16 protein-coding genes are annotated in these 19125 nt (G+C 51.7%); 7 read left to right on the top strand and 9 right to left on the bottom strand.

Annotation, left to right across the window (positions count from 1 at the left end):
* Positions 1-81: 81 nt before the first annotated feature.
* Genes nirK through NMK_RS12480 form a run of 3 tightly spaced genes read left to right on the top strand, consistent with a single transcriptional unit; the run spans position 82 to position 2884 of the window.
* Entirely contained in the window at positions 82-1533 is a 1452-nt protein-coding gene (nirK, locus tag NMK_RS12490; protein ID WP_109016096.1) for a copper-containing nitrite reductase, read from the top strand.
* Positions 1530-2291, top strand: coding sequence for a formylglycine-generating enzyme family protein (locus NMK_RS12485; RefSeq protein ID WP_227871473.1), 762 nt, complete (start codon positions 1530-1532; stop codon positions 2289-2291). The genes nirK and NMK_RS12485 overlap by 4 nt, the downstream gene beginning before the upstream one ends.
* Positions 2288-2884: an SCO family protein gene (locus NMK_RS12480; RefSeq protein WP_109016095.1), complete on the top strand. Its 597-nt coding sequence runs from the start codon at positions 2288-2290 to the stop codon at positions 2882-2884. The genes NMK_RS12485 and NMK_RS12480 overlap by 4 nt, the downstream gene beginning before the upstream one ends.
* A 119-nt stretch (positions 2885-3003) precedes the next feature.
* Here the strand turns inward: NMK_RS12480 and NMK_RS12475 are convergent, their stop codons facing one another.
* Positions 3004-3903, bottom strand: a complete 900-nt coding sequence (locus NMK_RS12475) for a LysR family transcriptional regulator (RefSeq protein ID WP_109016094.1) — start codon at positions 3901-3903, stop codon at positions 3004-3006.
* Positions 3904-4016: 113 nt separating this feature from the next.
* Here NMK_RS12475 and NMK_RS12470 point away from each other — a divergent pair, with 113 nt between their 5' ends.
* Positions 4017-4775, top strand: a complete 759-nt coding sequence (locus tag NMK_RS12470) for an SDR family NAD(P)-dependent oxidoreductase (RefSeq protein ID WP_109016093.1) — start codon at positions 4017-4019, stop codon at positions 4773-4775.
* A gap of 722 nt (positions 4776-5497) precedes the next feature.
* Here NMK_RS12470 and NMK_RS12465 read toward each other — a convergent pair.
* Positions 5498-6496, bottom strand: a complete 999-nt coding sequence (locus NMK_RS12465) for a GTP pyrophosphokinase (RefSeq protein WP_109016092.1) — start codon at positions 6494-6496, stop codon at positions 5498-5500.
* A complete protein-coding gene (locus NMK_RS12460) occupies positions 6493-7578 on the bottom strand; it encodes a nucleoid-associated protein (protein WP_109016091.1) in 1086 nt (361 codons plus the stop codon). Before NMK_RS12460 ends, NMK_RS12465 begins: the two co-directional genes overlap by 4 nt.
* Before the next feature lie 366 nt (positions 7579-7944).
* Here NMK_RS12460 and NMK_RS12455 point away from each other — a divergent pair, with 366 nt between their 5' ends.
* Genes NMK_RS12455 through NMK_RS12445 form a run of 3 tightly spaced genes read left to right on the top strand, consistent with a single transcriptional unit; the run spans position 7945 to position 11233 of the window.
* The gene (locus tag NMK_RS12455) at positions 7945-9432 is read left to right on the top strand and encodes an ATP-binding protein (protein ID WP_181376275.1); all 1488 of its coding nucleotides are present in this window, start codon (positions 7945-7947) and stop codon (positions 9430-9432) included.
* Between the two features lie 9 nt (positions 9433-9441).
* Positions 9442-10128, top strand: a complete 687-nt coding sequence (locus NMK_RS12450) for a hypothetical protein (protein ID WP_109016089.1) — start codon at positions 9442-9444, stop codon at positions 10126-10128.
* Positions 10121-11233, top strand: coding sequence for a hypothetical protein (locus NMK_RS12445; protein ID WP_146187204.1), 1113 nt, complete (start codon positions 10121-10123; stop codon positions 11231-11233). Before NMK_RS12450 ends, NMK_RS12445 begins: the two co-directional genes overlap by 8 nt.
* 847 nt (positions 11234-12080) lie before the next feature.
* On the opposite strand, the gene NMK_RS12440 is transcribed toward NMK_RS12445, so the two are convergent.
* The 6 genes from NMK_RS12440 to NMK_RS12415 all read right to left on the bottom strand — a co-directional run bounded on the left by NMK_RS12440 (position 12081) and on the right by NMK_RS12415 (position 18767).
* Entirely contained in the window at positions 12081-13541 is a 1461-nt protein-coding gene (locus tag NMK_RS12440; RefSeq protein ID WP_109016087.1) for a bifunctional 2-methylcitrate dehydratase/aconitate hydratase, read from the bottom strand.
* An 88-nt stretch (positions 13542-13629) separates the two neighbouring features.
* Positions 13630-14784 (bottom strand): bifunctional 2-methylcitrate synthase/citrate synthase, encoded by a 1155-nt coding sequence (gene prpC / locus NMK_RS12435; RefSeq protein WP_109016086.1) that lies wholly within the window; start codon positions 14782-14784, stop codon positions 13630-13632.
* A gap of 147 nt (positions 14785-14931) precedes the next feature.
* Positions 14932-15816 (bottom strand): methylisocitrate lyase, encoded by an 885-nt coding sequence (prpB, locus tag NMK_RS12430; RefSeq protein ID WP_227871472.1) that lies wholly within the window; start codon positions 15814-15816, stop codon positions 14932-14934.
* A 12-nt stretch (positions 15817-15828) separates the two neighbouring features.
* Positions 15829-16821, bottom strand: a complete 993-nt coding sequence (locus NMK_RS12425; protein ID WP_109016084.1) for an HpcH/HpaI aldolase/citrate lyase family protein — start codon at positions 16819-16821, stop codon at positions 15829-15831.
* 13 nt (positions 16822-16834) lie between these two features.
* Positions 16835-17893: a MaoC family dehydratase gene (locus NMK_RS12420; protein WP_109016083.1), complete on the bottom strand. Its 1059-nt coding sequence runs from the start codon at positions 17891-17893 to the stop codon at positions 16835-16837.
* Positions 17886-18767 (bottom strand): HpcH/HpaI aldolase/citrate lyase family protein, encoded by an 882-nt coding sequence (locus tag NMK_RS12415; RefSeq protein WP_181376274.1) that lies wholly within the window; start codon positions 18765-18767, stop codon positions 17886-17888. Before NMK_RS12415 ends, NMK_RS12420 begins: the two co-directional genes overlap by 8 nt.
* Positions 18768-19125 lie beyond the last annotated feature (358 nt).

Here is a 19125-nt window from a genome sequence, read left to right as displayed (position 1 = left end):
AACATGGATAGTGCAGAATTAATGCACTGCCGATACATAAAGATGCGGGGACATAGACTCAGAATTTAAGAAAGGCCAATCATGAAAACGTTTAAGGCTCTTTTAACACTTGGACTCCTTTTAACTGCTAATACGGGCTACTGTGATATTGGCAGTCAGGATAAGAATGTTCGCGAAAAAATCATTGGACAGGAAACAGCTGTCCTCACAGATGCTCCTGCTGTACCGCCTCCCATTACGCGAAAACACGCCACCAAAGTCATCGTCAATCTTGAAGTAAAAGAAGTCGAGGGCAGACTTGCAGATGGGGTTCAGTACACCTTCTGGACGTTTGGAGGCAAGGTCCCCGGGAAATTTATCCGGATTCGGGAAGGTGATCAGGTGGAATTCCACTTGAATAACCATCCCGACAATAAAATGCCGCATAACATCGATTTACATGCGGTCATTGGTCCGGGTGGAGGCGCAGCTGCCTCGCTGACGGCTCCAGGCCATAGCTCTCACTTTTCCTTCAAGGCCCTCAACCCAGGTCTTTATGTCTACCACTGTGCGACGGCACCTGTAGCCATGCATGTCGCCAACGGGATGTACGGTCTAATCCTGGTTGAACCCAAGGAAGGATTGCCGAAGGTCGATCATGAGTACTATGTTATGCAGGGGGATTTCTACACGCAAGGCAAAAATGGTGAGCAGGGCCTTCAGCCATTCAGCATGGTAAAAGCCATCGACGAGAAACCTGAGTATGTCGTTTTCAATGGCGCGGCAGGCTCTCTGGTGGCGGACAATGCACTACAGGCCAAAAAAGGTGAAACGATTCGACTGTTCGTGGGCGATGGGGGGCCAAATCTGACTTCTTCATTCCATGTGATCGGCGAAATTTTTGATAATGTCTATCCAGAAGGGAATACCAATACTGTCACGCATAACGTGCAGACGACCTTCATCCCGGCGGGTGGTGCGGCGATCGTTGAGTTTAAGACGCACGTGCCCGGCACTTATATTCTCGTAGACCATTCGCTCACAAGAGCCTTCAACAAGGGTGCGCTTGCTCAGCTTAAGGTCTCCGGTGATGAAGAGAAACTGATTTATTCCGGAAAAATCACCGACGATGTTTATCTTCCGGAAGGCACTGGTATGAGGAATGCGGAGCAGACCAAAGTCGCCCAACCTAGTGCAGCTACAAAGCAAGAGCGCATCAAACTTGGTGAAGTGGTTTACAACACCAATTGCGCGGCATGCCATCAACTGACAGGCTTAGGTGTTCCACAAGCCTTTCCTCCGCTGGCCAAATCAGACTTCTTGAATGCCGATAAGGTGCGAGCAATAAAAACGGTCACTGGTGGCCTGCAAGGCAACTTGACTGTCAACGGCGAAACATTCAACGGTGTTATGCCGGCATGGAGTCTGAGCGATGAAGAGATCGCTAATGTTCTGACATATGTCTACAGTAATTGGGGTAACTCTCAACAAGAAGTAACGCCTGATGAAGTTCGTCGCCACAGAGTGACCCCAGGAAAAAACGGCTCGGAATGATCAAGCAGGCGGTATTGAGCGTTATTGTGTCAGCCGCCTCTCTGGTAGCCATGGGTAGCGACGATTTAGTCGCTATTCCAGGAGGTAGTTATGTTCCGTTTTACCCACAAAAGGGGACGACTACCAAAACGCCAGTACCGCCAACGCTTGTAGAGTCATTTCTTCTCGATCGAGATCCTGTGACCAACCGACGCTATCTGGAATTTGTTTTTCAGCATACCGAATGGCGCAGGTCCTCGATCAAACGTATTTTTGCAGACTCTGGTTATCTTCAGCATTGGAATAATGATCTATCAATCTTGCCGGAGGACCTTGATAAGCCGGTTGTCAATATTTCCTGGTTCGCTGCAGAAGCTTTCTGTGAGGCTAAGCAAGAGAGACTACCTATGACCGATGAGTGGGAATACGTGCTGGAAGATCTAGGCCGAGGAAAGGCTAGTCGGATGCAACAGGTGCTTCAATGGTACTCAATACCTAACCGTGAATTACCTCAAGCAGGAAATAGCCCACCAAACGGTTTCGGTATTCGCGATATGGTGGGAGCCATCTGGGAATGGACAGAAGATTTCAACAGTTTTATGGCATCCCCAGACTCAAGAGATTCCGGTCAGAGAAACATGTTCTGTGGCGGAGGCAGTCTCAATGCCAGTGACCCGACAGATTATGCCTCTTTTATGCGGTATTCTTTCCGGTCAAGCCTTCAAGGAGATTTTACTGGCCGAAACCTTGGATTCAGGTGTGCAAAGGATTTGAAATGAAAAAATTAATAGCAGGCTGTTTTGCAATATTGTTTATGTACGGTGTTCCTCAAGCATGGGGACATGAACATACTTCAGGCATGAGCATGACCGAACCTCAAACAGGGTCGATTTACAATTTGAAAGACACCTGGACAACAAGTGAAGGAAAAAACTTTCAGCTGACGGAACTCGCCGGAAGACCGGTTGTTATGAGCATGATCTATACCTCATGCAAGGAAGTGTGTCCACGCATTGTGGAAGATATGAAAAAAATTGAACGTACGCTGCCGCCAGAACTTGTCGGGAGAGTGCAATTTGCTGTCTTTTCTTTTGACACTCAAAGAGACACCATCGATAAGCTGAAAGAGTATGCCAAGGCTCATCACATCGATACGCCAACATGGTTAATAGCACGAAGTGATGCAGGCGCCATTCGCCGCCTCTCTATAGCGCTTGGAATGAAATATAAGAAATTGAGAGATGGAGATTTCGAGCACGACACACTTATCAGCGTTGTTGATCAGTACGGCGTGATTAGCTATCGAGTGAATAATTTCACTCATGAAACGGATGAAACAATCTCTGCAATAAAAAAGATGATGAAGCAATAAAGTGTCAGAAAGCAAATGATTACAGTTATCCCAGGGGATGCACTCTAAGTATTCTTGAAACAGGGCATTAGCGGTGGATTACGGATCAGGCTAATCCGTGCAGTAATTTCACTGTGGCTTTATAGGAGATGCTCATTTAGCACCTCACTGAGCCAGTCCATGAATATCCGTACTCGCTTAGACAAATTTCGTTTATGCGGATACAACAGTGATACGGGGATGGGCGGTGCCTGGAAATCCTTGAGTATCTCCACGAGCTTACCCTCTGCAATCAAATCATAAGCGCCAAGAGATGGTGCCTGAATGATGCCAAAACTCGCTACACAGGCAGCACGGTAGGCATCGGTATTGTTGACGGCAATGCGGCTCTTCATGGGGATTTTGCGGTAGATGCAATCGTCCAGATATTCAAACGCGTCGAATCGATCGGCGGAATTCACGTGATAATGAACCAACCAATGCTGCTCAAGTTGTTCTGGCGTGCAGGGCTCGCCATAGCGGGCGAGATATCCGGGGCTGGCGAAGTTCTGCTGGGACATTTCCCCCAAACGGCGCACGACTAGTCCCGAGTCTGAGAGTTGTCCTGTCCGCACCACGCAATCGTAGCCTTCCGTAACCAAATCTACCCTCCGGTCGGTGCTGCTCAGTTCCACCTGAATATTGGGGTAGCGATTCATGAACTCTGGAAGCTGCGGGATGACGATATTACGCGCCATGGGATGGGACATATCGACCCGGATGATCCCCGTGATACTGCCATCATCTCCCTGGAACAGGCTCGTTAACTCATCCACCTCTCCCAAGAGATGCTTGCTGCGTTCGTAGAAAAGTTGTCCGTCGGGCGTCAGCTGTACTCTTCGCGTGGTCCGGTGTAGCAGCTGAGTGCCTAACTGGTTCTCTAGTTGCTGCACGGCATTGGAAACGCTGGCTTTCGGCAGCCCTAATTTATCGGCGGCTTGGGTAAAGCTAGCTAGCTCCGTCACACGGACAAAGCGTTTGATGGCCTCTATCGTTTCCATAGTTATTCCTTTGTTCGTTTTTGGTGAACAGTTAAATCAGTATTGCCATGTTTATCACGTTTTTATTCATAAATAACATGGCAATACTTTTTCAATAACTCAGGAGAGCTGAAATGACACAAAAGATTGGTTTGATTACGGGCGGTAGCCGGGGACTGGGAAAAAATACGGCGTTGGCAATGGCAAGCCGGGGCATCGATGTGATACTCACCTACCATAGCCAAAAATCCTCGGCCGAGGCCGCCGTTGCGGAAATTACCGCGTTGGGGCGCAAAGCCGTTGCCTTGCAACTGGACGTGGCAAAAGCATCACAGTTTTCGCAGTTTGCAGAAGAGGTGAAATTAGCCCTGAATGCCAATTGGCAAACGGAGGGATTCGACTATTTGATCAACAATGCAGGCACTGGCATTCATACGCCTTTCGCAGAGACCACAGAGCAGCAGTTTGATGACATGGTCAACATTCATCTGAAATCCGTATTTTTCCTTACGCAAAAACTGTTGCCGTTGCTTAATCATGGCGGTCGAATCATCAATATTTCCAGCGGCCTCGCCCGTTTCGCCTTGCCCGGCTATAGCGCTTATGCAGCGATGAAAGGCGGTATCGAAGTCTTAACGCGCTATATGGCAAAAGAGCTTGGCGCACAGAAAATTGCCGTCAATACAGTAGCCCCAGGTGCGATCGAAACAGATTTTGGCCACGGCTTGGTGCGGGACAATAAGGAGGTCAATGCCTTAATCGCTTCGCAAACCGCTTTGGGTCGAGTCGGAGTGCCTGACGACATTGGTCCTATGATTGCCTCACTGTTGTCAGAAGATAACCGATGGGTGAATGCTCAGCGTATCGAAGTCTCAGGAGGCATGCTGATTTAACTCAGCCGCTTTTTAGTCAGCGGCGGGTTGGGCCTGGAAAATAGATGCCCTGGACCATAGTCGCATACTGTTTTTTTAGGGGCTTCAGTTAAGACGGGCTAAGTTTTTTTACCCTGATTGGAAGGAAATAATTCCCTGTTAAATATGAATGATTAGATTTAGTTAAACGCCGAAATTGCTGTTTGAAGGGGACTGCCGAGGATTAATACACGATTAATATGATAGAAATTCCCTGAATATTTCCGTGTTACAGGGAATTTACTTCTGAGATGAGTTAGGTGGAGACTACAAGCACCGCCAGTTAGTCTAGAAAAGCCGCCATGTGCGGCTTTTTCTTTAAAAGGCCCGCCTCGTGCGGGCCTTTTGCTTAAGTGCTTTCTCTGTTTACGGGAAATTCGACCGAAGGGCGTTGGATGTCCTCCACAAATGCGGGTTTTCTCAGTCGCCAAATTCCGCGGTCGGTTTTTTACCCTCGCAGACCTGATTGAGGTGGTATCAGGTATTGGGTCGTTAGGTTTGTGATGGCTTTGTGGTGGTGGGGAGATCCCTCATTGGAGTACACCTCTGTTGGCAAACAACGTAGCTGTCACTCAAGATTTTCCCAATGGAATACTTCGAGGTGGCTGTAGTGATGAGCCTTGCGAGAAGCAGTCGTTTAACAAGGACGTGACCGCATCTTGCTACCAGTTCCGCTGAACAGTGGGTAGTGCGACCAACTTACCTCACACGTTGTCGTAGCTGATACCCAGATCGAGGAAAACTAGTTTCAAGTCCTCGTTTGTCAGCGGCCAGATATCCTTGACCTCGGCCGGCCTCGAAACGGCCATGTGATAGGCGAACAGGATGACTGGCTGCCTAAAAAGGTGATGCGTATCGAAGCGGGATTTAATGCGCTCCAGGATGTAGCCCTTCGACAAAATGAGACTGTCGATCCGCGAGATCAGATCCGCTGGTATTTGCTCAGAAAATGCGTCCAGAACCACAACATTAGACTTCTCTGCTTCGGGACGTATTCCAATATGGTGAATATATGCTCGATTCAGTGCGTCAATCGCATCTCGGACCGGTTTCGAGGCCGATTGAAGGTCACGCATCACCAACTCGAAAAAGTCATCCGCCGCCTCGATCAGCGCCATGCTTTTTGCAACGGTTCGATTGATTTCCGGGGATGCTGCCTTCTTGGGTTTATAGATCGTATCGTGCGTCAGCTCACTATGCGCGTGCTGCAACAATGTTCGAATTTGAAGTTCGCAAGGGGTGCCTTTAGGAACCGTTACATTTCCATGAATGATGTCTCGTGCCGCCCGCACCACGTAGTGCAAAGACTGGTAGGCAAACTCCAACGGGCGTGCTCGGCGCTCTTCCTCGTAATCGCGATCCTTGGATCCTTCCCAGTCTTGGTCGTCCAGAATCGCTTGTTCTACGAGCCGTATGTGGCTCGATAGAAGCACCACAAAGCGCATGCCCACCTTGTCGGTAATTTCCGCGTATGGATCGCCATACTTCTTGTCACGAAAAAGTGCCTTATCAATGAGTGATTTTGCATCCTTCAGGCGTGGTTGAACCTGTAGTTTCAAGAACTCGCTAACTTTCCCCGGAGGATCTTGCTGTGCAAGAACCTCCGACAATTGCATCATCAATTGGTTACGGACGTAGTCACCCCATGCCTCGTAAATCGGGTGTTCGGTTTCCCAGAGAGTGCGAATCTCGCTCTCAGTCATTCTTGCTTCCTGATTCGGTCTTTAACTGTAATTCGAGTCCAGGTTGGCACTTCGCCGTGTCCATCAGCTTCGCCCTCGATAGCCTCCATTCGGATCATGCTTTCGAATTTGTCGGCAGGTACAATCAGTTTAATGTCCTCGGAGAAGCTTACCTTCCGATAACGCAGCGCAGTTGTGACGTCCGACAGATCCTTGTGAATGGCCGTTGCAGGAAAGTCCTTCTGTGCCATGAACTGCTCGTAGGCATCGCGCAATGCCGGATCGTCAAAGTAGCTCTGGGCAAAGACAGATGTTTGAACGGTGGGACTTTGGTCGACTTTCAGGTAGGTTACTAGTGCGTTGTGCAAGTCGATCTTTTGTTCCTCAGGAAGGTCAATTTGCTTTATAAAATCTTTCGTGTGGTCGTGGAACTCGCGCGTCCACCTTGCACTTGTTTCTGGAAATGCGCAGCCTAGGAACCCCTCATAAAAATACTGCGCTGCGCTCAACTTGTTGGACACGCTGATCTGGTCATCGTAGATAAACGCTCGCCATCTATCCTGCAATTCGGCTTCGCCCGGATCGCTCTCAACGAAAATCCCAATCTTGTAGAGTTTCGTTTGCGGCGTAAGCAGTAGGTTGGTAAGGAATTGAAGTGAAATCGAACCATTCGCGTTCTGCTGCCGTGTGAAGCCGCTGTGCGTCTCGGCCTTGATAAAGCCGACAATGCGCTTTGACGGATGGCCTGCACTTCCGGTAAAAACAACCAGAATGCCGCCAGGAAGCCCTCGCCTTCCTTGTGCCGAAGTCAGCTTGTTGGCCGCGGCGGAAGAGCTCGTGACAAACAGGGCATCATCCAGATCGACCAGTTGATCGGCTAGCGAGCATGTGCTCGCGGCATCTGCCTGAATAATGGTCATTTCCAACGCCCGAGAAGCACGCCCCATAGCGTCCATTATGCGGCTGCAGAAGGCTTCAATACCTTGCGGATTCAGCGTTACAAGGCTCGTGCCATAAACCGGAGGCACGATGTTTCTCTCGTTGTCCCGCTCGAATACCTCGTGGGTGATGATGCGCGTAATGCTAAGGTTCTCGAAGATCATATGGACGCCATCTACCGAAAAAGACACATTATGCCTAGTGGATTACATTAATGCACGATACGAGCCAAGTCGGAAAATGGTACTTACAACTTGGAACGGTACATCTAGTTGGGCCAAGGGTTCTTGGCATGCCGCCAATTCGAAGAATGCCTTCGGCGTCTGGAGTGTGAGCCAGATTCAGTAAGCGGAGGATCCATATCTGAGTCTGCATACGAGAGCAGAACTTTGTCGTGGGAATTCAAAGTGACCGCTTGAGGGCGCAAGTTGTCGACAGCTATCTGCATCAGATCCAAACTGACTATATACATCATGAAAATTTGTCAGGGGCTCAGGTATCATTGTTTTCTAACAAAAAAGAGTATGTACATGGCACATAAATTTGATGATGAGGGGAATGAGATAATCGATCCCGATGCCTCAAATATGATCGAGGCATTGCGTGATATTGGTTATTCTCTCGAGTCGGCCGTAGCAGACATCATTGATAATTCGATCTCAGCCAAGGCAAGCCGAATAAATATCCGTTTCGGCTGGGATGCTGATCACCAACCTTGGTTATGCCTCATCGATAATGGCACCGGGATGACGGAGCCTGAGCTGGTGGAGGCAATGCGTCCAGGAGGCCGTAATCCATTGACGCCTCGAGCCAAGGATGAGCTTGGCCGATTCGGGCTCGGGTTGAAAACTGCCTCATTTTCTCAATGCCGCAAAGTAACTGTCATTACCAGAAATGATGGCACGCTGTCAGCTAGGCAGTGGGATCTGGATCTGGTCAGAAGAAAGGGCACTTGGTCCCTTCGAAAGCCTGATTGGAGTGAAGTTAATGGACTCCCCTGCGGTGATATGCTCGACGAAAAGGGAACGATTGTTCTCTGGCAGCAATTGGACAGACTCGATCTTGGAACCGATCGGGCAAGGTTCCATCAGGTATTCAATGAAAGAATATCCGCCATCAGTGAGCATGTCTCCCTAGTATTTCACAGGTTCATCTCTGGGGAGCCTGGCAGGGCGAAAGTGGAAATAGCCATCAATGACACTCCGCTCGCCCCATTTGATCCATTCAATGCAAAATCCACTTCCACTACTCATCTGCCGGAAGAGCCGATAGATATCGAGGGTAAGACTGTCCTGTTCAAGCCATACATCCTTCCCCATCACAGCCGAGTCAGCCCTGAGGATTACGAGCGTCTCGGAGGCAAGGAGGGTTATTTGCGTGGCCAGGGGTTCTACATCTATCGGAATCGTCGACTGATCATTCATGGAACATGGTTCCGGATGGCTCGTCAGGATGAAATGACCAAGCTGGCGCGAGTTCAGGTCGATATTCCCAACACGCTCGATCACTTGTGGACCATCGATGTCAGGAAATCGCGTGCACAACCTCCAGAGGCTGTCAGGAGACGACTTAAGGGCATACTTGATCGAATCCGGGATACTGCAAAACGTCCATATACTCATCGAGGTACTGCAGCCATACAACATCCTTCGGAACCTGTATGGCGTCGATTGAATTTCAATGACCGAATCAGCTATCAACCAAATCCGGAGCATCCGCTGATCGCGGAATTCCGTGGTGATCTCCCAGAGGCAATGCGCAATCGGCTTGATGGGTTACTGACCATTCTCGGGTCCGCATTGCCGTTCGCCATGCTGTTCAATGATTTGGCTGAGCGTCCGAAACAGACGGATGGCCTTAACACTTCTGATGATGCACTTTGCGAGTTGGCGAAACTGCTTTTTGAAGATGGTCCCGAGCTGGACCCCCATTATGTTGGGCTGGTCATGCGTGTCACAGAGCCCTTTGCGTCTGCTCCGGAATTTGTAGAACGTTATGTTTCCCGTGTTGGAAAGTAGGAGATTGCATTGAGTCCGCAAGATTTTGAAAATCAGGTCAGAAACAATCTGAATAATCGCTCCGTAGTAACTTCCGAAATCATTCGAAAAGTCATTGACCTCACATTGGAAATACAGGGTCCTGAAGCCCCGCAGTTTTCAGATAGGGAGCAATTCGTCGAACTGATTGCTCGGTCTATCGAGGAAAAACTGGATATCACCATGCCGGATGCGACTGTAATTCAGTTGCCATTTAAGGAATGGCTTGGTGAGCGCAGGGCATCCCCGGCTGACTTGTATTTCTGGGATCGCTACCGAAACAGTCTTCTGCAGGATGGATTTGGCAAGGAAATCGTAGGAACAATCGGGAGAGATACTGACAAGATAATTGGTCTTCTTGAAGATCCTGTCAAAACGGGAGCCTGGAAGCGTCGTGGGTTGGTGGTTGGGCATGTCCAGTCAGGCAAGACCGCTAACTACAATGGTGTCATCTGCAAGAGTGCCGATTATGGATACAAGATCATCATTCTTCTTGCAGGTGTTCATAATAATCTTCGCAGCCAGACCCAGCAGCGCGTGGAAGAAGCCTTTATTGGGGTAGATACGGACAAGAAAGATAGAAATCTGCCCTTGAAGGAATGCAAGACCGGAGCGGGAAAGTTGGGGGACGATAACTGTAGGCACCAAGTAATACCAAAAAGGGAGCGGGATGAATAGCTTTGGAAAAATTGTCGCATTTAAGGCCTCTAGGCCTAGTGATGCACATGAAAGCCCGACGCTTTCAATGGATCGGGCTCGCTACAATAAGTCCAAAAATATTGAGAGTAACTTTTTGGTCGATACGAACATCTTGATCGATATGGATTCGGCTTGTGAAGATCAGTATCCAGCTGATGAGGCTACATTGATCAAATTTGGCCTATTGGAGTTCGTAAGCTTTCTAAAGGCTTGCCATGACGAGGAGATTCCATATGGAATTACTGCGTACTTCGGCATATCAGAGATGCCATCCCACCTAGCGCAGAAGAGAGCCAAGAGTCTCAATACATTTTCCCAGAAATTCGGTCTTGTATGGATGGATGACGATAGCTCAATGCCCGAGCAGCTTGGCAGGTCCTTACCCTCGCAGTTTGATGTTTTAACTCAAGACCAACAGGACTTCCTAGCAATCTCATTTGCTTCATTGCTTCTTATCTTAATAGTTGAACGCGATGGCGAAGAGTTTTCGCCAATAGGAAGGCTTAAGCGCTATGTGCGAGAGCATCGGAGGCACATTGGGGTCATTTCAGTTCGAGAACTCGCTATTGCCAGATATGTTTTTGCCAGACAACAAGACTGTAGTGGCGAATTGGACAAGCTCAGAAGTAAAGTTGAAATGAACTTTGCTAAGCGAGACAAGAAACGGCCCAAAAATATAGGCGAGATGCAAGCCATTGCATTAAATGGTGCATCAGATCTGGCGATGCTCAATGCTATGAACATCGCCGATGTTAAAGGGCTCGATGGGCGAAAATTGGACTGTTGGCTTTTTACTAAAGACGAGAAATTAGGCATGTATAACAGCATATGCTTCAATACAGGGCAGGGGAGTGACCAGGTCGGGATGTTTACTGTTTTTCATGAGCATCCTGGGGAGTCGTTGTATTGGCAGGAGTCCGTAGAAGTCTTGAGAACTTATGCAGCCGAAGGGCAACGCCGGGTGTTTGAAAGCATTGCTCGCCAGCTGCAAGGGCAAGATACCGATGAGGAAATTCGGCAAAAGATAGCAACCTTTTCTGACAAAGCGCGTGCAATTATCAGATTGGCAGAAGCAGGTCTGTAAAGACTTGTATAAGAGGTGTCTAGAATCATTAGAGAAATGACTGGCAGAATTCCCTGATAGATCCATTAAATTTCCCTAATTGGTAATTAAGGGAAGAGTGATCGATAGCAGTTGAACTGCGTTATTTTCCTAGGTATCAGGTAATGTTTTTTTACGCTTGTCATATTGAAAATTATAAATTCCCTGTAAATCAGCCTGTTTTAGGGAATTCAGTCTGAGAGAAGTTGCTGACAGACTTCGTCCACCGCCAGTTAGTCTAGAAAAGCCGCCATGTGCGGCTTTTTCTTTATCAGGCCCGCCACGTGCGGTCCTTTTGCTCGAGTCCTTTCTCTGTTTCCAGAAAACTCATACCTAAGCTCACTGATGGCGGCTGGAAATGCTAGTTTTCTCAGTCGTCAAATTTCAAGGTCGGGTTTTCCTCGCGCGTTTATCTGCCAATGAAATTAGATTATCGATGACGACCGGTTCTCGGCCTTTCACTTATTCTTGCATCATTACTTTATACGAGTTCGTAGTCTCTTGATGCACGTAATAAGGCAGCTTGAATTACACCATTGTTGAATCTTTCAAAATTATCTGGAGAGAGAACCACCCATTCATATGGCCTGTGACTGAGTCTAGGCTTACCTTTCACCCCACATCGTAAGCTCTGAAGCACAGCAGATACTGCTACATATACATCGGCCTGGGATAATTTACGGTTGCCTCCCTTAGTATTGATTAGGGTAAAGTCCGGACGGATTTTAAAATCCCTCTCCTTAGGACTGGAGTTGTTTACTCAATTTATCGAATAGTAAAAAAAGGCCGCTTTCGCGGCCTGAATCTGCAACCACCTCTTCAATTAATTTTAGATTACGAATAAATCCACAAACTCGTTCACCGGCATGGTTTCAAGCGTTTTCTGATCCTCGCACACCTTGAGAATGGCGTCTTGTTGCTTGCCTGGGAAGCGCCGGGCGAGGTTGGTTTCGAACTTCTTGACCAGCTCAGGGATGCCTTCACCACGACGACGGCGATGGCCAATTGGATATTCGACAATGACGTTTTGCGATTGGAATCCATCTTTGAAGAACACCTGCACGCCGTTGGCAATTGAACGCTTTTCCGGGTCGAGGTAATCCTTCGTAAATTGCGGATTTTCAACACATTCCATTTTGGCGCGAAGGGCGTCGATGCGCGGATCGGAAGCGACGTCGTCCTCGTAGTCAGCAGCGGTAAGGCTCCCCTTCAGCAGTCCGATGGCTGTCATGTATTGGATGCAGTGGTCGCGGTCTGCTGGATTATTTAGGGGACCGCGCTTGTCGATAATGCGGATCGCAGATTCGTGCGTAGTGATGTAAATTTTGTCGATGCCGTTGATCATTTGCATCGTATCCAGGCGATTGCCAATCTGGTTATGTAACTGGAAGGCGCATTCCACTGCGGTTTGAGCGTGGAATTCCGCGGGGAAGGAAATCTTGAACAGCACGTTTTCCATCACATAGGAGCCGAAAGGCTGTGGAAAGGTGAAAGGCTTGCCCTTGAATAGCACGTCGTAGAACCCCCAGGTTTTAGCGGTCAAGGCGGACGGATAGCCCATTTCGCCCTTCATTGCCATCAATGCTAGTCTGACGGCGCGGCTCGTTGCGTCCCCTGCAGCCCAGGATTTGCGCGAGCCGGTGTTGGGACTGTGGCGGTAGGTGCGCAGACTTTGGCCATCTACCCAAGCGTTGGAAACGGCGTTGATGACTTCTTCCTGTGTGCCACCCAGCATGGCCGCGACTACAGCAGTGGAGGCGATCTTGACCAGGACTACGTGGTCGAGTCCGACGCGGTTGAAGCTGTTTTCCAGCGCGATGACGCCCTGGATTTCGTGCGCCTTGATCATGGCGGTGAGCACCTCGCGCATCGTCAGCGGCGCCTTGCCCTGAGCGACACTAGTACGCGAGAGCCAGTCGGCCGTGGCGAGAATGCCACCCAGGTTGTCGGAAGGGTGGCCCCATTCTGCCGCAAGCCAGGTGTCGTTGAAGTCCAGCCAGCGCACCATGGCGCCGATGTTGAATGCACCCTGGATGGGGTCGAGCTGGAACTGCGTGCCTGGCACCTTAGTGCCGTTGGGCACGACTGTGCCGGGAACGACAGGCCCGAGCAGCTTGGTGCAGGCGGGGTAGGAGAGTGCTTCCAGTCCGCAGCCCAGGGTATCCATGAGGCAGTAGCGCGCGGTGCTGTAGGCTTCTTCGCTGTTAATGACGTAATCGCGGGCGTAGTTGGCGATATCCACGAGAACCTGATCTGGCTCCGGGCGCACGTTGGAAATGTGGGACGACATTTATGATTCCTTGCTAATTAGAAAATCGTAAAAATTCTGCTATTTCTGCCCCGTCATTCCGGGAAGGCCGTAATTACGGCAGGTTCTGTTAGCGTTTATCGATAGGTACGAACGCACGATCTTCCGGCCCGACATAATCGGCATTCGGGCGGATGATCCTATTGTCCTGGCGTTGTTCGATGACGTGTGCGGCCCAACCGGTGGTGCGCGAGATCACGAATATGGGTGTAAACATGCTCGTAGGGATGCCCATCATGTGGTAGCTCGAGGCGCTGTACCAATCGAGGTTGGGGAACATCTTTTTCTCGCGCCACATGACTTGCTCGATGCGGTCGGAAATATCGAACAGCGTCATGTTGCCGCCGTCTTCGCACAGCTTGCGCGAGACTTCCTTGATAGCCACGTTGCGCGGATCAGAGATGGTGTAGACCGGGTGACCGAAGCCGATGATGATTTCCTTGGCGGCCATGCGGCGCATGATATCGGCCTCGGCTTCGTCGGTCGTGCGGTAGCGCTGGATGATTTCCATGGCCGCTTCGTTGGCGCCGCCGTGCTTGGGTCCGCGCAAGGCACCTATTGCACCGGTAATGCAGGAATACATGTCTGACAGCGTTCCCGCTACTACGCGACCAGTGAAGGTCGATGCGTTGAATTCGTGTTCCGCGTAGAGCACCAGTGAGGTATTCATCGAACGGATATGCAACTCGGAAGGCGCCTTGCCGTGCAGCACGTGCAGGAAGTGCGCGGCGATGGAATCGTCGTCGGTTTCTACTTCCACGCGGCGGCCATTGTGGCTGTAGTGGTACCAGTAGAGCAGCATGGAGCCGAAGCAGGCAATGAGGCGGTCTGCCAGATCGCGTGCGCCCTGGGCGTTGTGGTCCTCGGCTTCGGGGATGAGCGTGCCCAGCATGGAGCAGCCCGTGCGCATCACGTCCATGGGGTGAGCGGAGGCGGGGATTTGCTCCAGCACTTGCTTGAGCTGGATGGGCAGGCCGCGCAGGGTTTTCAGTTTGCGATGGTATTCCGCGAGTTCCGACTGCGTAGGCAGCGCGCCGTGGATGAGCAGGTAGGCGACTTCCTCGAAGGTGGCTTGCGCCGCGAGTTCGAGGATATCGTAGCCGCGATAGTGCAGGTCGTTGCCGCTGTGGCCTACAGTACAGATGGCCGTAGTGCCGGCCGAGACGCCGGCGAGGGCGACGCCTTTTTTCTTCTTGGGCTGCTCGATGGTAGCTACTTCGCTCATTTCAATTCTCCTCTCCAACAAATTCGAGTAAAAACTACTGCGTAGGCAGTCTGCGGCGTTTCTCGTTGCTCGAAACCCTCATGCACAGCTTGTACATTCCGGTTTGCGCGCTCGTGCGCCTTACATCTGATCTTTCTCGCTACGTTTTTAGTTTTTTTCTTGAAACAGCTGATCCAGCTTCTGCTCGTACGCGTGGTAATCCAGAAAATCGTACAACTCGCTGCGTGTCTGCATGAGATTAACGACGTTCTTCTGCGTGCCGTCGCGGCGTACCGCTTCATAGACCTTGAGCGCGGCTTGATTCATCGCACGGAAGGCGGATAGCGGGTAGAGCACCATGCTCACGTCGGCGCTCGCGAGTTCTTCTACAGTGAAGAGCGGCGTGGAGCCGAATTCCGTAATGTTGGCGAGTACCGGGACTTTGACTGCGGTGGCGAACTGCTTGTACATGCCGAGCTCGGTCATGGCCTCGGGGAAAATCATGTCGGCGCCGGCCTCCACACAGGCACACGCCCGGTCGATGGCGGATTGCAGGCCTTCAACAGCCAGCGCATCGGTACGCGCCATGATGACGAAGCTGGGATCGGTCCTGGCATCCACGGCAGCCTTGATGCGGTCGACCATCTCGGTCTGGCTGACGATGGCCTTGTTGGGGCGGTGGCCGCAGCGCTTGGCCTGCACCTGGTCCTCGATGTGAACGGCGGCGGCACCGGCCTTGATCATGGACTTGGTGGTACGGGCGATGTTGAACGCCCCGCCGAAACCGGTATCCACGTCCACGAGCACGGGCACGTCGGTGGCGTCTGTAATGCGGCGCACGTCGACGAGTACGTCATCCAGGGTCGAAATGCCGAGATCGGGAAGCCCGAGCGAGCCAGCCGCGACGCCGCCGCCCGAAATATAGAGCGCTTTGTAGCCGGTGCGAGTGGCTAATCTGGCGTGATAAGCGTTGATCGCACCGATGATCTGCAGGGGTTTTTCGGCAGCAAGCGCCTCGCGGAATCGTTGTCCCGCTGAAAAGTTCGTCGTCATGATGCGTCTCGTCTAGCTAAAGAAAGCGGTCTCCGCAGCTTCTGGAATCGCTACGCCGGTGAGCTTGGCTTTTTGCAGGACTTCCCAGAAGTAGCGGTAGGTTGCGCGGTCGTGCAGTTCGCCCGCGTACTGGATCGGCCCCCACTCGGCCTGTTGCGCGGCGAGCAGGATGTTGGCGGAATCCTGCACCTCGCTGTAATCCGGCTTCATCGCGTCGACGATGGCCTGGATCTGGGTGGGGTAGATGCTCCACATGCGCAGGAAGCCGAATTCGTTGCGCGCACGGTAGGCATCCTGATAGGTGGAGTAGGCATTCTTCAGGTCGAGCGAGACGTTGTGTGCAGGCACGACCCCATGCGCCAGTGCAGCTGCCACGACTTCGGCCTTGGCGCGAGCGAGCAGCTTGTGTTCGAACTGGCCGGGACTGCGCATGGCGGACGCCGGGATTGCGCCATGATGGCCGCTGACGAAATCCATGAGACCGAAGTCGAGCACTTGCAGCCAGGGCAGCGCGGCGATCTCGTGCACTTCGCGTAGCGCGCCGTGCGTCTCGATCAATACGTGGATGGGAATCTCGCGCTGAATGCCGTTCTTGGCGGCTACCTTCTGGATATATTCGATCATTTCCGCCGCCTGCCGCGCTTGCGTGGGCTTGGGGATGGTGATGTAGGCGAGTATGTCGCCCAAACCGCCGACGAGAATGTCCACATCCTGCTTCCAGGAAGGGTGTGTGTAATCGTGGATACGTGCGCCGGCCATTTCGTGAATGTTGGCTTCAGAGCTCAATACTCGCACGATCATCTCTGCGTGTTCGCGCTCTTTGCCGGCGGCGGCGCCGTCTTCGCAGTCGCAGGTGATATCGAAAATCGGTCCGAGCTTTTCCTGCAATTGCAAGGCCTTGACGATGAGCTTTTCGCTGCCCGCAAAGTGTTCGCAGGTGGGGATGGCTGGGAAGGCCTTTTCTCCACTGAACAGGGCGTCGCTGGGATGTACGGCTTGTGACATGCAATAGCTCCTTTTATTGGCGCGGCATCAATACGGTGTAATCGAGGTCGAGCACCACGTTGGGGTGGTAGACGGTTTTGCCGTTCTGTTCGACGTGTGTGGCGGTGAGTTCGGCAAGATTCAGGTTCTTGACTCCCACCAATCGCAGGCGCAACGCTCCGAGGTCGTTGCGTCCCGGTATTTGCCATTTATCGAGAACTTCGCTACGCGCGTAAAAGGTGTCGCCGCCGAAACTGGGGTTACAGTGAGTGCCGGCGTTGATCGCGGCGATGGCAAAGGCGTTTTCCAGTCCGTCGTAGGTGAGGGCGCGGCAGACCGATATCACGTGCCCGCCGTACATCAGGCGACGGCCGAAAGGCGTCTGCTTCATTGCGAAATCGTCGAAGTGCAGGCGCGCATTGTTCTGGTAAAGCTTGGTCGCAAGCGTGTGGTCGGTATCGTCCACTGTCATGCCGGCCGGGTGATCGATGCGCTCGCCGGTTTTGTAGTCGTCCCACAAACGCGAACCGCCGGTGATGGCAGTTTCGTACTGATGTGCATCTAGCTCGGCCGGAATCGCCAGATCTGCTGGCGCAACGAATTCCGGCAGCTTGGGCACGGCAGTCTCAGGCGCAGGGGTGTTGCTGTTTTTGTGCACCATTACCCAGCGGATCCATGAGAGGACTTCCTTCTTGTCCTGATTACAGGAAATAGAGCGCACATAGACGATGCCGTTCTTGCCCGAAGAATTTTCCTTGAGCCCAATGACGGTAGAGGTCGTGCTAAGCGTATCTCCGGGGTAGATAGGGCTTAAAAAACGAATGTCCGCATAGCCCAGGTTAGCGACGGCATTGACCGAAATGTCCGGCACCGTCTTGCCGAAAGCGATATGGAAGGCAAGCAGGTCATCTACGGTCCGGTCGCGATAACCCAATGCGTGGGCCACAGGTTGTGCACAATGCACTGGAAAGCGCGTGCCGGTGAGAGCGATGTAAAGCGCGCAATCACCATCAGTAATCGTACGTGGAGTGGCATGCTCCAGCACCTGTCCGAGCTTGAAATCCTCGAAAAAATTGCCCCCTGGCTTAGTCATAGCCTTCCTCCAGTTCGGTGATCCGCGCGCTGATATTCAGCAGCTCTTGTGCGGCAGTCACATGGTGATGCTCGACCAGTTTGCCATCCACCACCACGGTGCCGCGGCCGGCGGCATTGGCTTGTGCCAGCGCTTCGATAATGGTCTGGGCGTGCTTGATTTCAGTGGGGCGCGGCGTATAGGCGTCGTTGCTATAGGGCAACTGCGAGGGATGCACCAGCGTCTTGCCGTCAAAGCCGAGATCTCGACCCAGGCGACAGGAGTATTCGAACGTCTGCAAATCGGTCAGGTCGTTGGTGATGCCGTCCACCACGGCCCGGCCGTAGGCGCGGGCAGCGAGAATAACCAGCGACAGACTGGTAATCAAGGCGATACGCTCGTGCGTCTTTCGGGCCCTGAGCTGTGACATCAGGTCGGAAGTGGCGATGACGATACAGGCGATGCGGTCCGACGCGCTGGCAATTTCCTTGGCGTTGAGCACGGCGAGCGGACTTTCGATCATCACCATGATGGGTGTGTCGTAGTCTCCGGCTGCAGTCAGTGCATCAATCGCGGCCAGTACGTCCTCGCGAGATTCGATATTGGGGAACAGGATGGCATCCGCACCAAGGTTTGCGACGGCCTTGACGTCGTCGCGGCCCCATGGGGAATCGAGATCGTTGACGCGCACCACAACTTCACGCGGGGCGTAACCGCCTTGCTTGACGGCCTCTACTACATTAATTCGCGACTGCTCCTTGGCGGCGATAAGGATCGGATCGCCGAGATCGAGAATTACAGAATCGACCCGTAGCACACGTGCCTTATTGATATAGCGCACATTGCACCCCGGTACGTAAAGCATGGAGCGGCGAGGGCGGAAGTATCTGTTCATCGGCGAGCCTTTAGTTGACTGGACTTCAAGTTACCTGAGTAAAAACAGCTCTTTATTTTGTTCCGTCGTTTTCTGGCGGGGACGCTATTGACTCTGGCGTTACCGCGATCACTTGAAATGGATTCTATCGATGCCCATGGGTGGTGTCAACAATAATCATATGTCTTATATAAGATATAAAATGGTAGACTATCAGATATTGGCATGGTATAAATTCACAAACGGTTCATCGGCTTAGCTCGGCTATTGATTAAGGGGTGAAAGGCGGATGGCGAATGCTTTACATATAAGGTGAGGAGATACTCGGATGAATGCCATTGCAACTGTGCTGATGGAGGCGCGCGTGTTCGAGCCCAGC

This window comes from Novimethylophilus kurashikiensis (genome assembly GCF_003112435.1).
Taxonomy (GTDB): domain Bacteria; phylum Pseudomonadota; class Gammaproteobacteria; order Burkholderiales; family Methylophilaceae; genus Novimethylophilus; species Novimethylophilus kurashikiensis.
The sequence above is the reverse complement of the archived record's forward strand: the minus strand, read 5'-3'. Positions and strand labels throughout refer to the sequence as shown.